This is a genomic window from Terrabacter aerolatus, from assembly GCF_007991735.1.
GTDB classification, from domain to species: Bacteria; Actinomycetota; Actinomycetes; order Actinomycetales; family Dermatophilaceae; genus Terrabacter; species Terrabacter aerolatus.
Genome location: NZ_BJYX01000001.1, coordinates 443,622 through 461,219 on the forward strand (window position 1 = coordinate 443,622; position 17,598 = coordinate 461,219).

Here is a 17,598-nt window from a genome sequence, read left to right on the forward strand (position 1 = left end):
GCACTTCGACACGCTTTTTCCACAGGACGGGGCCGCCCCACCTGGGGACAACCGGCGTCGAAGTGCCCACTCGATGTTTCGAGGGGGCCGCTCGGGGGGTGGGTGGGTCAGAGGCGGGTGACCTGGCCGTCCTCGACGTGCCAGCGCTCGTCGAGGCGCACGTTCTCGAGCAGGCGCCGGTCGTGGGAGACGAGCAGGAGCGCCCCGTCGTAGGAGTCGAGCGCCTCCTCGAGCTGCTCGATGGCGGGCAGGTCGAGGTGGTTGGTCGGCTCGTCGAGCACGAGCAGGTTGACCCCCCGCGCCTGGAGCAGCGCCATGGCGGCGCGGGTGCGCTCCCCGGGTGACAGCCGACCGACGGCGCTGCCGACCTGGTCGGCCTTGAGCCCGAACTTCGCGAGCAGGGTGCGGCGGTCGGCCGGCTCGAGGTCGGGCACGGCCTCGCCGAACGCGTCGCCGAGCGACAGGTCCTCGCGCAGGCCGGTGCGGGCCTGGTCGATCTCTCCCACCGCGACGCTCGCGCCGAGCGATGCCGTCCCCGAGGTCGGCTCGACCCGCCCGAGCAGCAGCGACAGCAGCGTCGTCTTGCCGGCGCCGTTGGGTCCGGTGATGCCGATGCGACGGCGCGCCTCGACCTGGAGCGACGCCGGCCCGAACGTCCAGTCCCCCCGACGCACGACGGCCTCGTTGAGGGTGGCGACGACCGAGCTCGACCGGGGCGCTGCCGCGATCGAGAACTGCAGCACCCACTCCTTGCGCGGCTCGGCGACCTCGTCGAGGCGGGCGATCCGCGACTCCATCTGGCGCACCTTGCGGGCCTGCTTCTCGGCCGAGTCCTGCTGGGCCGCGCGCCGGATCTTGTCGTTGTCGGGGCTCTTCTTCATCGCGTTGCGCACGCCCTTGGACGACCACTCGCGCTGCGTGCGGGCCCGCGCCTCAAGGTCGGCCTTCGTGCCGGCATACGCGTCGTAGGCCTCGCGGGCGTGCCGGCGCGCGACCTCCCGCTCCTCGAGGTAGGACTCGTAGCCGCCGTCGTGGACGGCGACGGCGTTCTGGGCGAGGTCGAGCTCGACGATGCGCGTGACGCAGCGGGCGAGGAACTCGCGGTCGTGCGAGACGAGCACGACGCCGCCGCGCTGGCCGTGGACGAAGGCCTCGAGCCGGTCGAGCCCGGCGAGGTCGAGGTCGTTGGTGGGCTCGTCGAGGAGCACGAGGTCGAAGCGGCTCAGCAGCAGCGCAGCGAGCGCCGCCCGGGCCGCCTGACCGCCCGACAGCGAGGTCATGAGGGCGTCCGCGCCGACGTCGAGCCCGAGCTCGGCGAGCATCGGGGGGATGCGGTCGTCGAGGTCGGGCGCCCCGCTGACGAGCCAGTGGTCGAGCGCGACGGCATACCTCTCGTCGGCGGACGGGTCGTCGCCGCCGAGTGCGGCCGCGGCCTCCTCCATGGCGAGGGTGGCGGCGGTGGCGCCGGTGCGGCGGCCGATGTGGTCGGCGACGGTCTCGCCGGGCACGCGCTCGTGCTCCTGCGGCAGCCACCCGACGAACGCGTCGGAGGGCGCCGTCGACACGGTGCCGCCGAGCGGCTGGTCCTCGCCGGCGAGCAGCCGGAGCAGCGTCGACTTGCCGGCACCGTTGGCGCCGACGACCCCGACGACGTCACCGGGCGCGACCGTGAGGTCGAGGTGCTCGAAGAGGGTCCGGTGGGCGTGGCCCCCGGCGAGGTCCTTGGCCACGAGGGTCGCGCTCACGCCCCTCAGCCTAGGGGCGCCCGGCGGGTGCCCCGTTCACACCGGGTGCACGACGACGACGTCGCCGGCGATGAGCTGGTCGACGCCCTCGGGCACCTCGACGAGGCAGTTCGCGGCGGCGAGCGCCGTGAGGTGGCGCGCGTCGGGCAAGCTGACCGTGCCGTCGTCGTGGAGCACGCTCGTGACGAACTGGACGCGTCCCGTGCGCGCGCGTCGGGTTCTGCCGACGTATGCCGCGTGGCCCGGTCGCGCGGGCGGCGCCCCGTGCCGTCGGTCGAGGGCGGGACGGACGAGGACGTGGAAGGCGACGAAGGCCCCGACCGGGGTGCCGGGCAGGCAGACGACGGGGGTGGACCCGTAGCGACCCAGCCCCTGCGGGCCGCCGGGCTGCATGGCGAGGTGGACGAAGTCGAAGGTCGCCAGCGGTGAGCAGACCTGGCGCACCACCTCGTAGGCGCCGGCGCTGACTCCCCCGGTCGTGACGACGAGGCCCACCTCGGGGTCGGCGTCGAGGTCGTCGAGCAGGCGCCGCAGGTCGTCGGGCTCGTCAGAGCACACCTCGACGCGGTGCACCCGGCAGCCGGCCGCCTCGGCGAGCGCGGCGACCATGTCGGAGTTGGACTCGTGGATGCCGCCGGCGCCGGGGTCCGCCTCCGGAGGGGCGAGCTCGGCTCCGGTCGCGACGACGGCGACGCGCGTGGGCACGTGGACCGTGACGGAGGTGCACCCGGCGGAGCGGCCGAGGGCGATGAGCGCCGGCGTGATGGCCGACCCGGCGGTCGCGACGACCGCACCGGCGGTGATGTCCTCGCCACGCAGGCGCACGTGCTGACCCGCGGTCAGCTCGCCCCGGAGGGTGACGCGTAAGGGCGCCGGACCGGTCGGGCTCGCGTCCGTGCGCTCGACGGGGACGACGGCGACCGTGCCCTCCGGCAGCCGGGCACCGGTCATGACGCGGGCGGCCTCACCGGGCGACAGCGCGAAGTCCGGGGCCGAGCCGGCCGGCACGTCGCCGACCACGGGGTAGCCGCGCGGGTCCGGCGGACCGGGGCACACGGCATACCCGTCCATGGCCGAGTTGTCGAAGCGTGGGAGGTCGTCCGCGGCCACGAGGTCGGCGGCGAGGCGCCGACCGGCCGCGTGCCGGTCGAGCGTGACCTGCTCGGTCGACCCGTCACCGAGGAGCCGCCCGACGGCGGCACGGTGCTCTGCGACGGAGACGTGACCCACGGGCGCCAGTCTGTCGCATGGCGGGCCGGTACGTTGAGGCGCGTGGGGACCGCGGACGGCTTCAGGCTCGACGGGATGCTGCTCGGCGTCGCGACGGCCGCGACGCAGGTCGAGGGCGGCGACGTCGAGAGCAGCTGGAGCGACTGGGCCGACCGTCCCGGCACCATCGCCGACGGCTCGTCCCCGCGGCGCGCGACCGACCACTGGCGACGCTGGCGCGAGGACACCGAGCTCATGGCCTCGCTCGGCGTCCAGGTCCACCGGATGAGCGTCGACTGGGCCCGCCTCGAGCCGCAGCCGGGCGTGTGGGACGACGCCGCCTTCGCTCGCTATCGAGATGAGCTGGAGCTGCTGCGCGACAGGGGGATCCGCCCTCTCGTGACGCTCCACCACTTCAGCCACCCGCTGTGGTTCGAGCGCGACGGAGCCTGGCTGTCCCCAGGCGCCCTCTGGGTGTGGGAGCGGTTCGTCGCCGAGGTGGTGACGCGGCTCGGGGACCTCGCCGCCGAGTGGGTCACGATCAACGAGCCCAACGTCTACGTCACGGGCGCCCACGTCTTCGGCGACTTCCCGCCCGGGCACCACAGCCTCCGCGAGGGCCTGCGCGTCTTCGAGGTGCTCGCCGTCGCGCACATCCGGGCGTATGCGCTCATCCACGCCCTGCGACCGGGGCCGGACACGATGGTCGGGGTCGCCCACCACCTGCGCCCCTTCCGGCCGGGCAACCCGCGCAACCCGTGGCACCGCTCGCTGACGGCCGTGATGCGTCGCCTCTTCCAGGACGCGATCGTGCGGGCCATGACCACCGGGGAGTTCACGGCGCCGCTGCGGCGGCCCGACGGCATACGGCCGGGACGCTACGCCGACTTCTTCGGGCTCAACTACTACTCCCGCACGACGGTGACGCGGTTCGACGACGGCACCCCGCCGGGCGTCCCCGTCAACGACCTCGGGTGGGAGGTGTATGCCGCGGGCCTCGGCGAGATGGCCGAGTGGGCCTGGGAGACCTACCGCCTCCCCGTCTGGGTCACCGAGAACGGCACGTGCGACGCGGCGGATGCGTTCCGGTCGCGCTACCTGTGGGAACACCTTGCGGTGCTGGGCGCCGTTCGGGCGCAGGGGGTTCCGGTCGATCGCTACTACCACTGGTGCTTCGTCGACAACTGGGAGTGGAACGAGGGTGAGGGCCCGCGCTTCGGCCTGGTCGCCCTCGACTACGAGACGCAGGAGCGCACGGTGCGCGCGTCCGGCCGGTTCTTCGCGGAGGTGATCCGTGGGGGTGGGGCGACGGCGGACATGCACGCGAGATTCGTTGCGGGACAGATCTATCCGTTGAGCGATGGCGAGGTCCACCACCGCTGAGGGTGAGCGCGCGGAACCGCCCCGCCCTGAGCAGGACGGGGTGGCGACCGGGTCGGCCCCTCCGCTCACCCCTCCGGAGCGGAGCAGCTGCCCTTGTCCCAGGTGAAGCTCGAACCGGGCGACCAGTGGCTGACGATCTGCACCTTGACGTTGCCGCCGGTGGTGGTGTCGTGCAGCACCCAGTGCTCGGTGTCGGTGAGGACGAGCGGCGTACCCGTGCCGTCGACCTTGCCGCCGAACCACGAGGCCCCCGACACCGTGTAGACGTCGCCGTTGCTCCCGAGGAGCGTGACGCCGTGGGTGTTCACCGTTCCCGTCTCGTGGAACACGCCCTGTCCGTCGACCGTCCAGTGGTCGACCATGTCGACCGTGCCGCTGACCGCCATGATGTCCCCCGTCGGCGCACTGCACGCGAAGACGGCCCCGGCGGCGGGGAACGACGAGTGGTCGGTCCCTCCGCTCGCGGGTGCGGCGCCGGCAGGCCCTGCGGCTGCCGTCGCCAGTCCGATGGTGCCCAGTGCGGTGATGCCGGCCATGACGGCACGGCTGCGCAGTGAACGCATGTGTCTCCCCTTTTCCCCTTGTTGACCAACCGGCGCGAGGCCCCCGAGGTCGGCGGGTGGCGCCGATCGACGCCACCATCCAAGGTGCTCCGACTCACGTGGTCAGAGACGAAAAGGGCTCAACTGACAGCGAATTCGCAGGGATAGCGCCGCGTCTGGGACGTTGCTGCACGCAAACCCGGACATTCCGTCGCCACGTCGGCCACCCCCGAGCGACAGGAGGGGTCACCCGTCGGCCGGGGTCAGCACTCGATGACGTTGACGGCGAGTCCGCCGCGCGCGGTCTCCTTGTACTTCACCTTCATGTCGCGGCCGGTCTCGCGCATCGTCTTGACGACCTTGTCGAGGCTGACGACGTGCGAGCCGTCACCGCGCAGGGCGGTGCGAGCCGCGGTGATGGCCTTGACCGAGGCGATGGCGTTGCGCTCGATGCAGGGGATCTGGACGAGGCCGCCGACGGGGTCGCAGGTGAGGCCGAGGTTGTGCTCCATGCCGATCTCGGCGGCGTTCTCGACCTGCTCGGGGGTGCCGCCCATGACGGCGGCCATCGCGGCGGCGGCCATCGAGCAGGCCGAGCCGACCTCGCCCTGGCAGCCGACCTCGGCGCCGGAGATCGAGGCGGTCTCCTTGTAGATGACGCCGATGGCGCCGGCCGTCAGCAGGAAGCGGACGATGCCGTCACGATCGGCGCCGTTGACGAAGTTGGCGTAGTAGTGCAGCACCGCCGGGATGATGCCGGCGGCGCCGTTGGTCGGGGCGGTGACGACGCGGCCGCCCGACGCGTTCTCCTCGTTGACGGCGAGGGCGTAGAGGGTGATCCAGTCCATGCCGCGCAGCGGGTCGTCGCTGTTGGCCTCGAGCGAGAGGCGCCGGGCCAGCTCGGGCGCGCGCCGGCGCACGCGCAGGCCGCCGGGGAGCACGCCCTCGGTGGCGATGCCGTTGCGCACGCACTCCTTCATGACGCGCCAGATCTCGAGCAGGCCGTCGCGGACCTCCTGCTCGGTGCGCCAGGACAGCTCGTTCTCGAGCATGATCCGGGCGATCGACTTGCCCGTCTCCTTGCAGTGGGCGAGGAGCTCGTCGCCGGTGCGGAAGGGGTGCGCGACGGGGGTCGAGTCCTCGACGATCTTCGTCGAGCCGTCGGCGTCCTCGCCGACGACGAAGCCGCCGCCGACGGAGTAGTACGTGTGCTCGGCGACGACGGCGCCGGTGGCGTCGACCGCCGTGAAGGTCATCCCGTTCGGGTGCAGGGGCAGCGTCTTGCGCCGGTGCAGGGTGAGGTCCTCGTCCTCGACGAAGTCGATCTCGTGGGTGCCGAGCAGGGCCAGTCGCCTCGTCGCGCGGATCTCGGCGAGGCGCCTCTCGACCGCGCGCGGGTCGCACAGCTCGGGCCGCTCCCCCGTGAGGCCGAGCAGGACGGCCTTGTCGCTGCCGTGGCCGTGCCCGGTGGCGCCGAGCGATCCGAAGAGCTGCGAGCGCACGCGCGCGACCCGGTCGATGACACCCTCGTCGCGCAGCCGCTCCGCGAAGAGCGCCGCGGCCCGCATCGGACCGACGGTGTGCGAGCTCGACGGCCCGATGCCGACCGAGAAGAGATCGAAAACGCTGAGCGCCATGGTGTCCTGACTTCGTGTCGTCGTTGACGGCTGCCGCCCGGGGTGGTGGACGACCGCACGAGCGTACGTCCACGGTCACCCTCCGCGCACATGCCCTCTCGGGCGCCGACGCCCGCGGACACCTAGAGTCGACGCGTGCCCCAGGTCAGCGCTGACGTCCACGTGCCACTCCCGCCGCCGGTCGCACGCGCGCTGGCCGCGACGGTCGGTGAGCCGGCCCTGCGCCTGCCGCGTCACGTGCGCCCCGAGCCGCTGACCTGGCGCTTCGACCCCGAGGAGGAGGGCACCCTCGTCGTGCTGACGCTGGCGTATGCCGTGTCGCCCCGCTGGGTGCGCACGTTCACCCACGAGGTCACCCAGTGGTCACTGGCCAGGCAGCTGCGGGCGCACCTGGCGGGCATCAGGGCGGCGGCCGCCGCCCCGGACCGGGTCGAGCGTGCCCGGTCCGACGCCGAGTCTGACGCCGAGTCCGACGCCGAGCAGGCCTGAGGTGGAGCAGCCCCGCTGGGTCGACGCCGCGGCGGTCCGCCGGAGCGTGTCGCCGGACCGGGCGCGCCGGCTCATCCGGCGCGAGCTGGCCGACGGCTTCGACCCGGCCTCGGACCCGCACCGCCTGGTCGCCCCGGTCGGCGACGGGCAGCTGCTCGTCATGCCGTCGACGAACGGGCGCTCGGCCGGGGTCAAGGTGCTCTCGGTGGCGCCGGGCAACCCGGCTCGCGGGCTCGACCGCATCCAGGCGGTCTACGTCCTGCTCGACGCCGACACCCTGAGCCCGTCGGTCCTCGTCGACGGCACGGCGGTGACCGCGCTGCGCACGCCAGCCGTGTCGGCGGTCGCCGTCGACGCCCTGGCCCCCGCCGAGGTGACCTCTGCGGTGGTCTTCGGGAGCGGGCCGCAGGCGCTCGGTCACGCGGAGGCGCTGCTCGCGATCCGGCACACGTCGTCGGTGACGGTCGTCGGCCGGCGGGGCGAGGCGGCGCGTGCCATGGCGCAGCGGATCTCGGGTCTCGCCTCGACCCACCCGCTGACGACGCGCGGGCTCACGGTCGACGACCCGCAGGTCGAGGCGGCGGTGCGCGAGGCCCAGGTGGTCGTGACGGCGACGTCGGCGGCGACCCCGGTGCTCGACGACGACTGGGTCGCCGACGGTGCCTGCGTCGTCGCGATCGGGTCGCACGAGCCGCACCGGCGCGAACTTGGCTCGGCTCTGCTCGGGCGCTCGCTCGTCGTCGTCGAGGACGTCGGCACGGCCCACCGCGAGGCGGGCGACGTCATCCTCGCGGCCGCCCAGGGCGCACTCGACTGGGCCGACGTGCGCACGCTCCAGGACGTCGTGCTCGGCCGGGTCGAGCGGGCGACCGACCGGCCCAACGTCTTCAAGAGCGTCGGCATGGCGTGGCAGGACCTCGTCATCGCCCAGCACGTCGGCCGCGCCTGACGCGGAGGAGCTCAGCCGGCGGGCGTCGCGACGACCTCGTCGATGGGGCGGAAGCCGTCGTTGAACGGGAGGATGCGGCGCGCGGTCGTCTCGGGGTGCTCGACGACGGAGCGGATGACGTGGGCGACGTTGTCGCGCGACACGTGGCCGGCCGTGACACCCTCCCCGGTCTCGATGTGACCCGTGGCCGCGTCGGTGGTCAGCCCGCTGGGCCGCAGGATCGTCCACGCGAGGTCGGTGCCCTGGAGGTGCTCGTCGGCGGCCGCCTTGGCCTCGGCGTAGGCGTAGAACCCGTTGTCCTCGGGCACGCCGTGGTCGGGTCCGGCGCCGAAGTACGACACCATGACGTAGCGCGCGACGCCGGCCTGCGCGGCGGCGTCCATGGAGCGGATCGCGGCGTCGCGGTCGACGGCGTAGGTGCGCTCGGGGCTGCCGCCACCGGCACCGGCGGACCACACGACGACGTCGCTGCCGGTGAGCAGCCGGGCGATCTCGTCGACGCCGGAGTGCTCGATGTCGAGCACGGCCGCCGTCGCGCCGGTGGCCTCGACGTCGGCGACGTGGTCGGGGTTGCGCACGACGGAGGTGACCTCGTGCCCGTCGGCGACGAGGAGCGGAGCGGCGAGCAGGGCGACCTTGCCGTGGCCGCCGATGACAGTGACGCGGGACATGACTCTCCTGGGGTCGGGGACGTGGTCCTCCTGTTCCAACGCGACAGGCCGACGAGGTATGCCGCAGGCCCGGTCGCGTTCGGCGACCGGGCCTGGGGTGGGGCTGGGTGTCGGGCTGACCCTCGACCAGTCGGGCTGGTTCAGCTGCCGCTGCCGCGGCCGAGGAGCCAGCCGATGACGACCCCGATGGCGGCGGCCGCCGCGTAGCCGGCATACCGCTGGATGAGCACGGGCATGACCGCCGAGCCGAGGTCGAGGGGGGCGTCCTCCTCGACAGTGGCCGGGACGCTGCGCGGCGGGTGTGCCGCCGGAGCCGCGGGCGCGGCCGTGGGCCTGCCCGCCGAGCGGGTGTCGGCGGCGAGCGCGTCCGATCCGGACTCGACGTAGCCGTTCGAGCCCACCGGGGCGGGAACGGCAGCCGCCGCACCCTCCGCTGCCGCCGCGACCGGTGCCGCCTCCGCCTCGCCCGACGGACCGGTCAGCTGCTTCTCGATGCAGGCGACGAACGCCTGGAGCAGCTTGTCCGACACGTCCTGCATGACGCCCCGGCCGAACTGCGCCGGCTTGCCCGTGACGGCGAGGTCGGTCACGACGTCGGCGCGGGCGCCGGCACCGTCGGGGCTCAGTGTGATCGACACGGTCGCGCCGGCGGTGCCGTTGCCCCGCTTGTCCTTGCCCTTGGCCTCGATGACGGCGTGGTGCGTCGCGTCGTCACGCTCGACGAACGAGCCCGACCCCGAGTAGACGAGGGCGATCGGCCCCAGCTTGACCTTGACCGTGCCGGAGAAGCCGTCGTCGGTCACCTCCGTCACGGTCGCCCCGGGGAAGCAGCTGCCGACGCGCTCGAGGTCCATGAACAGGGCCCAGGCGTCGTCGACCGAGGTCGGCACGGTGAAGGAGTGCGTCAGGTCCATCCGGGCTTCACGCTCCTGCCGCGGCGAGGACCGCGCGTCGCGTCAGCACCGTGGCGAGGTGCTTGCGGTAGTCGGCGTCGCCGTTGAGGTCCGAGGGCGGGTTGGTGCCCTCGGCGACGGACGCGACCGCAGCCCGCACGGCCTCGTCGGTCGCGGGCTGCCCGACGAGGGCCTCCTCGACCGAGCGCGCCCGCAGGGGCGTCGAGCCCATGTTGGTCAGGCCGACCCGCGCCTCGGCGATCGAGCCGCCCTCGCTGCGCACCGTGGCCGCGACCCCGACGATCGACCACTGGTGGCTGACGCGGACGAACTTCTCGTAGTGCGCTCCCCAGCCGGTGTGCTTCGGGATGCGGATCTGCGTCAGCAGCTCACCCTCGCCGACCGCGGTGGTGAAGAGGTCCTCGAAGAAGTCCTCGGCCGCGACGGTCCGGGTCGAGCCGTCGGCGCCGGCGATGACGAGCTCGGCGCCGAGCGCGAGCGCCGGGGCGCCGACGTCACCGGCCGGGTCGGCGTGCACGAGCGCGCCGCCCACGGTGCCACGGTGGCGGATCTGCGGGTCGGCGACGGTCGCGACCGCCTTGGACAGCAGGGCCGCATGGGCCCCGACGGACTCGGAGGCCAGCACGGCGGCATACGTCGTCATGGCTCCGATGACGAGGTGGTCACCGTCCTCGCTGATGCCCTGGAGCTCGGGGATGCGACCGAGGTCGATGACGACCCCGGGCGCGTTGAGCCGCATGCGCAGGATCGGCAGCAGCGACTGACCGCCGGCGAGCACCTTGGCCTCGTCACCGTGTTCGGCGAGCGCCGCGACGGCGTCGGCCACCGACGTGGGCGCGAGGTAGTCGAACTGGGCGGGGATCATGCCTGGCTCCCATCGTTCGCGGCGCCGGGATCCTGGTTGGGGACCCCCTCGTCGAAGTGCGGCGCGGCGTCTCGCTCGCCCTCGCCGGGGACCGACCGGCCCTTCGCGATCGCCTTCCAGACCCGCTCGGGCGTGCACGGCATGAGGATGTCGTTGACGCCGAACTGGCGCACCGCGTCGACGATCGCGTTGACGACCGCCGGGGTCGAGGCGATGGCGCCCGCCTCACCGACTCCCTTGGTGCCCAAGGTGTTGTAGGTCGACGGCGAGGTCGTGTGGTCGGTGATGAAGCTGATCGTGTCGGCCGACGTCGGCAGCGTGTAGTCGACGAACGAGCCGGTCACGAGCGTGCCCTGCTCGTCGTACTCCGCACCCTCCCAGAGGGCCTGCGCGATGCCCTGGACGAGGCCGCCGTGCACCTGGCCCTCGACGATGAGCGGGTTGATGATGGTGCCGATGTCGTCGACGCAGACGTACTTGCGCATCGACGTCGCCCCGGTCTCGGTGTCGACCTCCATCGCGCACAGGTGGGTGCCGTGCGGGAAGGAGAAGTTGTCGGGGTCGAACGTCGCGTCGGCGTCGATCGAGGGCTCCATGCCGTCGGGCAGGTTGTGCCCCGTCCACGCCGCGAGCGCGATCTCCGGCATCGAGATGCCCTTGTCGGTGCCCTTGACGCCGAACGTGCCGGCGTTGAACTCGATGTCGTCGATGCTCGCCTCGAGCAGGTGCGCGGCGACGACCTTGGCCTTCTCGATGACCTTGTCCGCGGCCCGGACGACGGCCTCGGCGCCCACGACGAGCGACCGGGAGCCGTAGGTGTCCATGCCCTTCGGCGAGATCTGGGTGTCGCCGTGCAGCACCTCGACGTTCTCGAACGGGACGCCGAGCCGGTCGGCGACGATCTGGCTCCACGCCGTCTCGTGGCCCTGGCCGTGGGGCGAGACGCCGGTGATGACCTCGACCGTGCCGGTGGCGAGCATCCGGATGCTCGCGCTCTCCCAGCCGCCGGCGCCGTAGTTGAGCGCGCCGAGGATGCGGGAGGGCGCGAGGCCGCACATCTCGGTGAAGGTCGAGACGCCGATGCCGAGCTGGACCGGGTCGTTGCTCTCACGCCGGCGCTTCTGCTCGGCCCGCAGCTCGTCGTAGCCGAAGAGCTCCTTGGCCTTGGCCGTCGCCGCCTCGTAGTTGCCCGAGTCGTACGTCATGCCGGCGACCGTCGTGAACGGGAACTCGTCGTGGGTGATCCAGTTCTTCTCGCGGATCTCGAGCGGGTCGACCCCGACCTCGGCCGCGAGCTCGTCCATGAGCCGCTCGATGGCATACGTCGCCTCGGGGCGACCGGCCCCCCGGTAGGCGTCGACCCACGTCTTGTTCGTGTAGTAGTTCGTCACGTTGAACTGGTACGACGCGAACTTGTAGATCGAGTTGAACATCCACGCGCCGAGCACCGGCACGCCGCCTCCGACGAGCGCGGCATACGCCCCGAGGTCGGCCATGAGCTCGACCTTGAGGCCGGTGACGCGGCCGTCCTTCTCGGCGGCGAGCGTCAGCTTCTGCCACTGGTCGCGCCCGTGGTGGCCCGAGACCATCGTCTCGGAACGGGTCTCGGTGTACTTGACCGGCTTGCCGAGCTTGCGCGCGACGGCGAGCGTCGCGAACTCCTCGGGGGTCGTCTGGAGCTTGCCGCCGAAACCGCCGCCGACGTCGGGGGCGACGACGCGGATCTTCGACTCGGGCAGGCCCGTCGTCGCGGCGATGCAGAAGCGCAGGACGTGCGGCACCTGGGTGGCCGACCACATCGTCACCTGCTCACCGGTCGGGTCGACGACCGTCGAGCGCGGCTCCATGAAGGCGGGGATGAGGCGCTGCTGGCGGTACTCGCGCTCGATGAGGATGCCGCCCTCGCGGGCGGTCGCGATCGCCTCCTCGACGTCGCCGCCGGAGCCCTGGCCGGCGGAGTCGAGCTGCCACGTGGCGCTCGTGTTGGTGCCGAGGGCGGGGTGGGCGAGCACCTCGTCGGTGGCGGCCTTCTTGAGGTCGAGCACCGCGGGCAGCTCGTCGTAGTCGACGTCGACGAGCTCGGCGGCGTCACGCGCCTCGGCGGCGGTCCGGGCCGCGACGACGGCGACGATCTCTCCGGCGTGCGCGACGTGCGAGACCGCGACGGGCAGGTGGTCGGGGCTCTTCTGCTCGGCGGACACCGGCCACGCCGTGATGTTGACGCCCTGGATGTCCTTGAGGTCCTCGCCGGTGAAGATCGCGACGACGCCGGAGCTGCCCTTGGCCTCGGACGCGTCGATCGCGCTGATCGTCGCGTGCGCGAACGGGCTGCGCACCATGGCGAGGTGCAGCATGCCGGGCAGCTGGATGTTGTCGGTCCAGCGGGTGCGGCCGGTGATGAGGCGCTGGTCCTCCTTGCGCCGGCGCGCCTTGCCGATCTCCGGTGTGGCGGCGTCCGCGGCCCGGTCCTCGGTGATCGTCATGACGACACCGCCTGCGAGCTCGCCGAGCCTGCCGGGCTCATCGCGCCGGCCGCCTGCTGCACGGCCTTGACGATGTTGTGGTAGCCGGTGCAGCGGCAGAGGTTGCCCTCGAGACCCTCACGGATCTCCTGCTCGCTGGGGTCGGGGTTGTTCTTGAGCACGTCACACGCCTGCATGATCATGCCGGGCGTGCAGTAGCCGCACTGGAGCGCATGGCACTCGTGGAAGGCCTGCTGGACCGGGTGGAGCTCGCCGTTCTCGGCGAGCCCCTCGATCGTCGTCACTTCGTGGCCGTCGGCTTGGACGGCGAGGACGTTGCACGACTTCACACTCGTGCCGTCGAGGTGCACGGTGCAGGCACCGCAGTTGCTCGTGTCGCACCCGACGACGGTTCCGGTCTTGCCCAGCCCTTCACGGAGGTACTGGACCAGAAGAGTCCTGGGCTCGACCTCGTCGGAGTAGCTCACCCCGTCGACGGTCACTTTGATTCGGGTCATGCTGTCGGTCCTCCTGCCACGCTGCAGTTGACATCGTTGACTTCCCCACGCGCAGTCTTACTCGGGTTCAACTACTTCACAAGGGCAACAGGAATAACCCTCCACATCCACAGCCGGGGCCCCGTCACGGCCCGACGCAACCCCGCCTTCCGCGACACACCTCCCGCAGACGAGACTGGGACGCATGACTCTTCACGCCGACGACTACCAGGCCGCGCGAAACCGCTACGACTCGATGACCTACCGCCGGACGGGTCGCTCCGGCCTCGACCTGCCGGCCGTCTCGCTCGGCCTGTGGCACAACTTCGGCGACGACGTGCCCCTCGACCGCCAGCGCGCGACGCTGCGCCGCGCCTTCGACCTCGGCGTCACGCACTTCGACCTCGCCAACAACTACGGCCCGCCCTACGGCAGCGCCGAGCGCAACTTCGGCGCGATCTATGCGCAGGACTTCAAGCGCTACCGCGACGAGCTGATCCTCTCGACGAAGGCCGGCTACGACATGTGGCCGGGCCCGTACGGCCAGGGCGGCGGCAGCCGCAAGTACGTCCTGTCCTCGCTCGACCAGTCGCTGGCCCGCATGGGCGTCGACTACGTCGACATCTTCTACTCCCACCGTTTCGACGAGACGACGCCGCTCGAGGAGACGATGGGCGCGCTCGACACCGCGGTGCGCCAGGGCAAGGCGTTGTATGCCGGCATCTCGAGCTACTCGGGTCCGCGCACCCGCGAGGCCGTGCAGATCCTCCGCGACCTCGGCACGCCGCTGCTCATCCACCAGCCGAGCTACTCGATGCTCAACCGCTGGGTCGAGGAGGACCTGCTCGACGTGCTCGGCGACGAGGGTGTCGGCTGCATCGCCTTCAGCCCGCTCGCGCAGGGCATGCTCACCGACAAGTACCTCGATGGCGTGCCGGAGGGCTCGCGCGCGTCGCAGGACAAGTCCCTGTCGACCGACCTGCTGACCGAGCAGAACCTCACACACATCCGCGCGCTCAACGAGATGGCGAAGCAGCGCGGCCAGTCGCTCGCGCAGATGGCGCTCGCGTGGATCCTGCGCGACCAGCGCGTCACCTCGGTGCTCATCGGGGCGTCGTCGGTGGGCCAGCTCGAGAACAGCCTCGGCTCGCTCGACAACCTCGAGTTCAGCCAGGAGGAGCTCGACACGATCGACCAGCACGCGGTCGAGGGCGGCATCAACCTCTGGAAGACCTCGAGCGCCCACTGACGCCCTACCGAGTCCCACCGAGCCTCACCGGCCCTCGGTCGTATGCCGGGTGCCCGGGATCGAGCCCCCGCGCGGTCCCGGCGCCGGCCACTACGTCAGTGCTCCACCTCGTGGAGCACTGACGTGGCGATCGGCCCCTGTCGGAAGCCGCGCCGGCGCCCGACGCGGACCTCAGTCGCGGGGCAGCACCGTCAGGACGCGCTCGACGTGGTCGCGGAACTCCTGCATGAAGTCGGTGAGGAACTGCTTCATCGACTCGTCCGTGACGTCGCCGTCGTCGGTGATCGCGCCGGGCGCAAGCCGGACGTAGGCCTCGGGCGAGGTCATCTGGCGGGCGTTGCAGAAGCTGAGGACGGCACGCAGGCTCTGCTGGGCGAGCGCCGTGCCGATCTGGCCGGGCGAGGCGCCGATGACGGCGGCCGGCAGGTGGTTGAAGGAGTTCTGGCCCCAGGGGCGTGACGCCCAGTCGATGGCGTTCTTCAGGGCGCCGGGGATCGAGCGGTTGTACTCCGGCGTCACGAAGAGGACGGCGCTCGACGCGGCGATGGCCTCCTTGAGCGCCCTCGGCCCGGCCGGGTAGTCGGCGTCGAAGTCCGGGCTGTAGAGCGGCAGGTTGCCGATCGGGATCTCGGTGAACTCGAGGTCGGGTGGGGAGACGGCGATGAGCGCCGTGCTCAGCGTCCGGTTGATCGAGGTCGATGACAGGCTGCCCACGAAGTAGCCGACCTGGTACGTGCTCACGATGGTCCTCCTGGTCCGGGAGCGGGGGCCGCCCCCATCACCCCATCGTGGCCCTCGGGCCGGGGCTCGGCCAGACCCGCCGGCTCAGGTCCCGGGCTGCCAGCCGGGGCCGCGCACGATGAAGCCCCAGCGCTCGCGCCACGTGCGCGCGGTCCGGACGTCGGCCCAGATCGAGGCGTACTCGTGGGTCGCGACGACGAGCGGGTTGTGGGTGCGCAGCTGCTTGGTCAGGCCGTAGACGACGCGGTCGCCCTCGGCCTCGAAGGAGCGGAAGAGCCGGTCCCAGACGATGAGGATGCCGCCGTAGTTGCGGTCGAGGTAGGCGTTGTTCATGCCGTGGTGCACGCGGTGGTGCGAGGGCGTGTTCATGACGAGCTCGACCGGGCGCCAGAGCCTCCCGACCCGCTCGGTGTGCAGGAAGAACTGGTAGACGAGCGAGATCGACTGCTGGAGGAAGATCGCCCAGACCGGCACGCCGAGGAGGGCGAGCGGGGCCCAGAACGGGATGCCGCCGAACGGTGTCCACGTCTGGCGAAGCGCGGTCGAGAAGTTGTAGCGCTGGCTTGAGTGGTGCACGACGTGGCTGGCCCAGAGGATCCGCACCTCGTGGTGGGCGCGGTGGTACCAGTAGTACGCGAGGTCCTCGGCGAGGACGATGACGACCCACACCCACCACAGCGAGGTGTCGAGGCGAAGGGGCGTCACGGCATACAACGCGGCGTAGACGACGAGCTGCAGGGCCCTGTAGACGACGCCGATCCCGACGCTCCCGAGGCCCATGGTCAGGCTCGTGACGGTGTCGCGCACCTCGTAGCCGACCTCGTCGTCGTCGGGTGCGAACCACAGCGAGACGACCTCGACGACGATGAACGCGATGAAGAACGGGATCGCGGTCAGGATGATGTCGACCATCAGGCGCCTCGGGTCACCGGGTCCAGGGTGCGTCCGGAGTCGGTGAGCGAGGCCCACACGTCGACGGCCTGGCTGAGGATCTCGTCGGCGAGGCGCGCGGCCAGCACGGCGTCGCCGTCGGCGATGGCCGCGGCGAGCGGCGCGTGCGGCAGCAGGTCGGCCCGGTCGGCGGCGAGCAGGGCGTCCATGACGTCGGGGCCGCTGTCGATGGCCTGGACGAGCGAGTTGAGGGCGAGCCGGAAGGTGAGGTTGCCGCTGGCCTCGACGACCTCGAGCCAGAAGTGGCGGTCGGCGTCCGTGTCGTCGTCGATGTCGTAGGCCGCCGCTGCCGCCACGACGCGCTCGCGTGCCTCGTCGGTGGCCCGGGTGGCGGCGACGCGTGCCGCCTCGACGCCGATGCAGCGACGCATCTCGAGCCCGTCGCGCAGGATGAGCGGGTCGAGGCCCTCGCCCGAGCGGGCCAGGTGGGCGAGCAGGTCGAGGCCGGCGCTGCTGCGGACGTCGAGCACCGTGGTCGCGCCGCCGTGGACGATCTGGACGAAGCCGGCCTCCTGGAGGCGCTTGAGGGCTTCGCGGACGGCGTGCCGGTTGACGGCGAAGGAGGCCGCGAGCTCGCGCTCGGACGGCAGGGGATCGCCGGGCCGGAAGCGCCCGGTGAGGATCGCGTCGCGCAGCTCGGCGAAGACCTCGTCGGACACGGACCGGCGCTGGACGGGGCTGAATCCGCCGTCGGGGGCACTCTCGGGCATGGGGTGCAGGATGACACCGGACGGACCAACTCATCAAGAGGTTGGACCAGTGGTGAGACGAGGGCCACGGGTAGCGTGAGCCCATGCTGAGCATCCAGGAGAGGCTCTACCCCGACCTCCCGTGCTTCGGCTGCGGGCCGGGCAACGGCAAGGGGCTGCGGCTCCAGAGCTATCCGCTGGGTGACGCGTCAGGCGAGACGTCGGCTGAGACGTCGAGCGAGGCGTCGGGTGGCGTCGTCGCGACCTTCACGCCGTGGCCCGAGCACGACAACGGCCTGGGCTACCTCAACGGCGGGATCATCGGCACGGTCCTCGACTGCCACAGCGCGGCCGCCGTCATGCTCGAGGCCGAGCGTCGGGGCTGGCCGCCGCTGCCGGGGGCGGACCTCGCCTACGTGACGGCCGGGCTCGACGTCCGCTACCTGCGGCCCGCGCCGCTGCACGACGCGGTCGAGCTGCGCGCCGTCGTCACCGAGTCCGACGAGCCGCAGATCACGGTCGCGGTGCAGCTGCTCCACGACGGCAAGGTGCGGGCCGAGGCGACGGCCGTGTGGAAGCGCTGGCGCCCGCGCAGCTGACGAGGC

At 72.1% G+C, this 17,598-nt stretch carries 17 protein-coding genes; 5 read left to right on the forward strand and 12 right to left on the reverse strand.

Features of this window, described 5'->3' with window-relative positions:
• Positions 1–107 precede the first annotated feature (107 nt).
• Positions 108–1,745 carry an ABC-F family ATP-binding cassette domain-containing protein gene (locus TAE01_RS02170; protein ID WP_147062868.1) on the reverse strand — a complete coding sequence of 546 codons (1,638 nt, stop codon included), beginning with the start codon at positions 1,743–1,745 and terminating at the stop codon, positions 108–110.
• Positions 1,746–1,781: 36 nt separating this feature from the next.
• On the reverse strand, positions 1,782–2,975 hold the full coding sequence (locus tag TAE01_RS02175; RefSeq protein ID WP_147062870.1) for a molybdopterin molybdotransferase MoeA: 1,194 nt from the start codon (positions 2,973–2,975) through the stop codon (positions 1,782–1,784).
• Between the two features lie 42 nt (positions 2,976–3,017).
• On the opposite strand from TAE01_RS02175, the gene TAE01_RS02180 reads away from it, so the two are divergent.
• Complete coding sequence (locus TAE01_RS02180; RefSeq protein WP_147062872.1) at positions 3,018–4,337, forward strand: glycoside hydrolase family 1 protein; 1,320 nt, start codon at positions 3,018–3,020, stop codon at positions 4,335–4,337.
• Between the two features lie 65 nt (positions 4,338–4,402).
• On the opposite strand, the gene TAE01_RS02185 is transcribed toward TAE01_RS02180, so the two are convergent.
• Both TAE01_RS02185 and TAE01_RS02190 read right to left on the reverse strand, forming a co-directional pair.
• Entirely contained in the window at positions 4,403–4,900 is a 498-nt protein-coding gene (locus TAE01_RS02185; protein WP_147062873.1) for a hypothetical protein, read from the reverse strand.
• Between the two features lie 242 nt (positions 4,901–5,142).
• Complete coding sequence (locus tag TAE01_RS02190) at positions 5,143–6,516, reverse strand: L-serine ammonia-lyase (RefSeq protein WP_147062876.1); 1,374 nt, start codon at positions 6,514–6,516, stop codon at positions 5,143–5,145.
• 135 nt (positions 6,517–6,651) lie between these two features.
• Between TAE01_RS02190 and TAE01_RS02195 the strand changes: the two genes are divergently transcribed.
• Positions 6,652–7,005 carry a hypothetical protein gene (locus tag TAE01_RS02195; protein WP_147062878.1) on the forward strand — a complete coding sequence of 118 codons (354 nt, stop codon included), beginning with the start codon at positions 6,652–6,654 and terminating at the stop codon, positions 7,003–7,005.
• A 1-nt stretch (position 7,006) separates the two neighbouring features.
• Positions 7,007–7,954, forward strand: coding sequence for an ornithine cyclodeaminase family protein (locus TAE01_RS02200; protein WP_147062880.1), 948 nt, complete (start codon positions 7,007–7,009; stop codon positions 7,952–7,954).
• Positions 7,955–7,965: 11 nt separating this feature from the next.
• Here the strand turns inward: TAE01_RS02200 and TAE01_RS02205 are convergent, their stop codons facing one another.
• From TAE01_RS02205 to TAE01_RS02225, 5 genes are all read right to left on the reverse strand, one after another.
• Positions 7,966–8,625 (reverse strand): NAD(P)-dependent oxidoreductase, encoded by a 660-nt coding sequence (locus tag TAE01_RS02205; protein ID WP_147062882.1) that lies wholly within the window; start codon positions 8,623–8,625, stop codon positions 7,966–7,968.
• A 140-nt stretch (positions 8,626–8,765) separates the two neighbouring features.
• The gene (locus TAE01_RS02210; protein ID WP_147062884.1) at positions 8,766–9,539 is read right to left on the reverse strand and encodes an SRPBCC family protein; all 774 of its coding nucleotides are present in this window, start codon (positions 9,537–9,539) and stop codon (positions 8,766–8,768) included.
• A gap of 7 nt (positions 9,540–9,546) precedes the next feature.
• A complete protein-coding gene (locus TAE01_RS02215) occupies positions 9,547–10,404 on the reverse strand; it encodes an FAD binding domain-containing protein (protein WP_147062886.1) in 858 nt (285 codons plus the stop codon).
• The gene (locus TAE01_RS02220; RefSeq protein ID WP_147062888.1) at positions 10,401–12,887 is read right to left on the reverse strand and encodes a xanthine dehydrogenase family protein molybdopterin-binding subunit; all 2,487 of its coding nucleotides are present in this window, start codon (positions 12,885–12,887) and stop codon (positions 10,401–10,403) included. Before TAE01_RS02220 ends, TAE01_RS02215 begins: the two co-directional genes overlap by 4 nt.
• Positions 12,884–13,384, reverse strand: coding sequence for a (2Fe-2S)-binding protein (locus TAE01_RS02225; protein ID WP_147062890.1), 501 nt, complete (start codon positions 13,382–13,384; stop codon positions 12,884–12,886). The genes TAE01_RS02220 and TAE01_RS02225 overlap by 4 nt, the downstream gene beginning before the upstream one ends.
• A 184-nt stretch (positions 13,385–13,568) precedes the next feature.
• On the opposite strand from TAE01_RS02225, the gene mgrA reads away from it, so the two are divergent.
• The gene (gene mgrA, locus TAE01_RS02230; RefSeq protein WP_147062892.1) at positions 13,569–14,612 is read left to right on the forward strand and encodes an L-glyceraldehyde 3-phosphate reductase; all 1,044 of its coding nucleotides are present in this window, start codon (positions 13,569–13,571) and stop codon (positions 14,610–14,612) included.
• 171 nt (positions 14,613–14,783) lie between these two features.
• Here the strand turns inward: mgrA and TAE01_RS02235 are convergent, their stop codons facing one another.
• The 3 genes from TAE01_RS02235 to TAE01_RS02245 all read right to left on the reverse strand — a co-directional run bounded on the left by TAE01_RS02235 (position 14,784) and on the right by TAE01_RS02245 (position 17,014).
• Positions 14,784–15,353 carry an NADPH-dependent FMN reductase gene (locus TAE01_RS02235; protein WP_147062894.1) on the reverse strand — a complete coding sequence of 190 codons (570 nt, stop codon included), beginning with the start codon at positions 15,351–15,353 and terminating at the stop codon, positions 14,784–14,786.
• A gap of 84 nt (positions 15,354–15,437) precedes the next feature.
• Positions 15,438–16,265: a sterol desaturase family protein gene (locus tag TAE01_RS02240; RefSeq protein WP_147062897.1), complete on the reverse strand. Its 828-nt coding sequence runs from the start codon at positions 16,263–16,265 to the stop codon at positions 15,438–15,440.
• On the reverse strand, positions 16,265–17,014 hold the full coding sequence (locus TAE01_RS02245) for a FadR/GntR family transcriptional regulator (RefSeq protein WP_147062898.1): 750 nt from the start codon (positions 17,012–17,014) through the stop codon (positions 16,265–16,267). The genes TAE01_RS02240 and TAE01_RS02245 overlap by 1 nt, the downstream gene beginning before the upstream one ends.
• 83 nt (positions 17,015–17,097) lie before the next feature.
• On the opposite strand from TAE01_RS02245, the gene TAE01_RS02250 reads away from it, so the two are divergent.
• Positions 17,098–17,592, forward strand: a complete 495-nt coding sequence (locus TAE01_RS02250; protein ID WP_147062900.1) for a PaaI family thioesterase — start codon at positions 17,098–17,100, stop codon at positions 17,590–17,592.
• Positions 17,593–17,598: the final 6 nt, after the last annotated feature.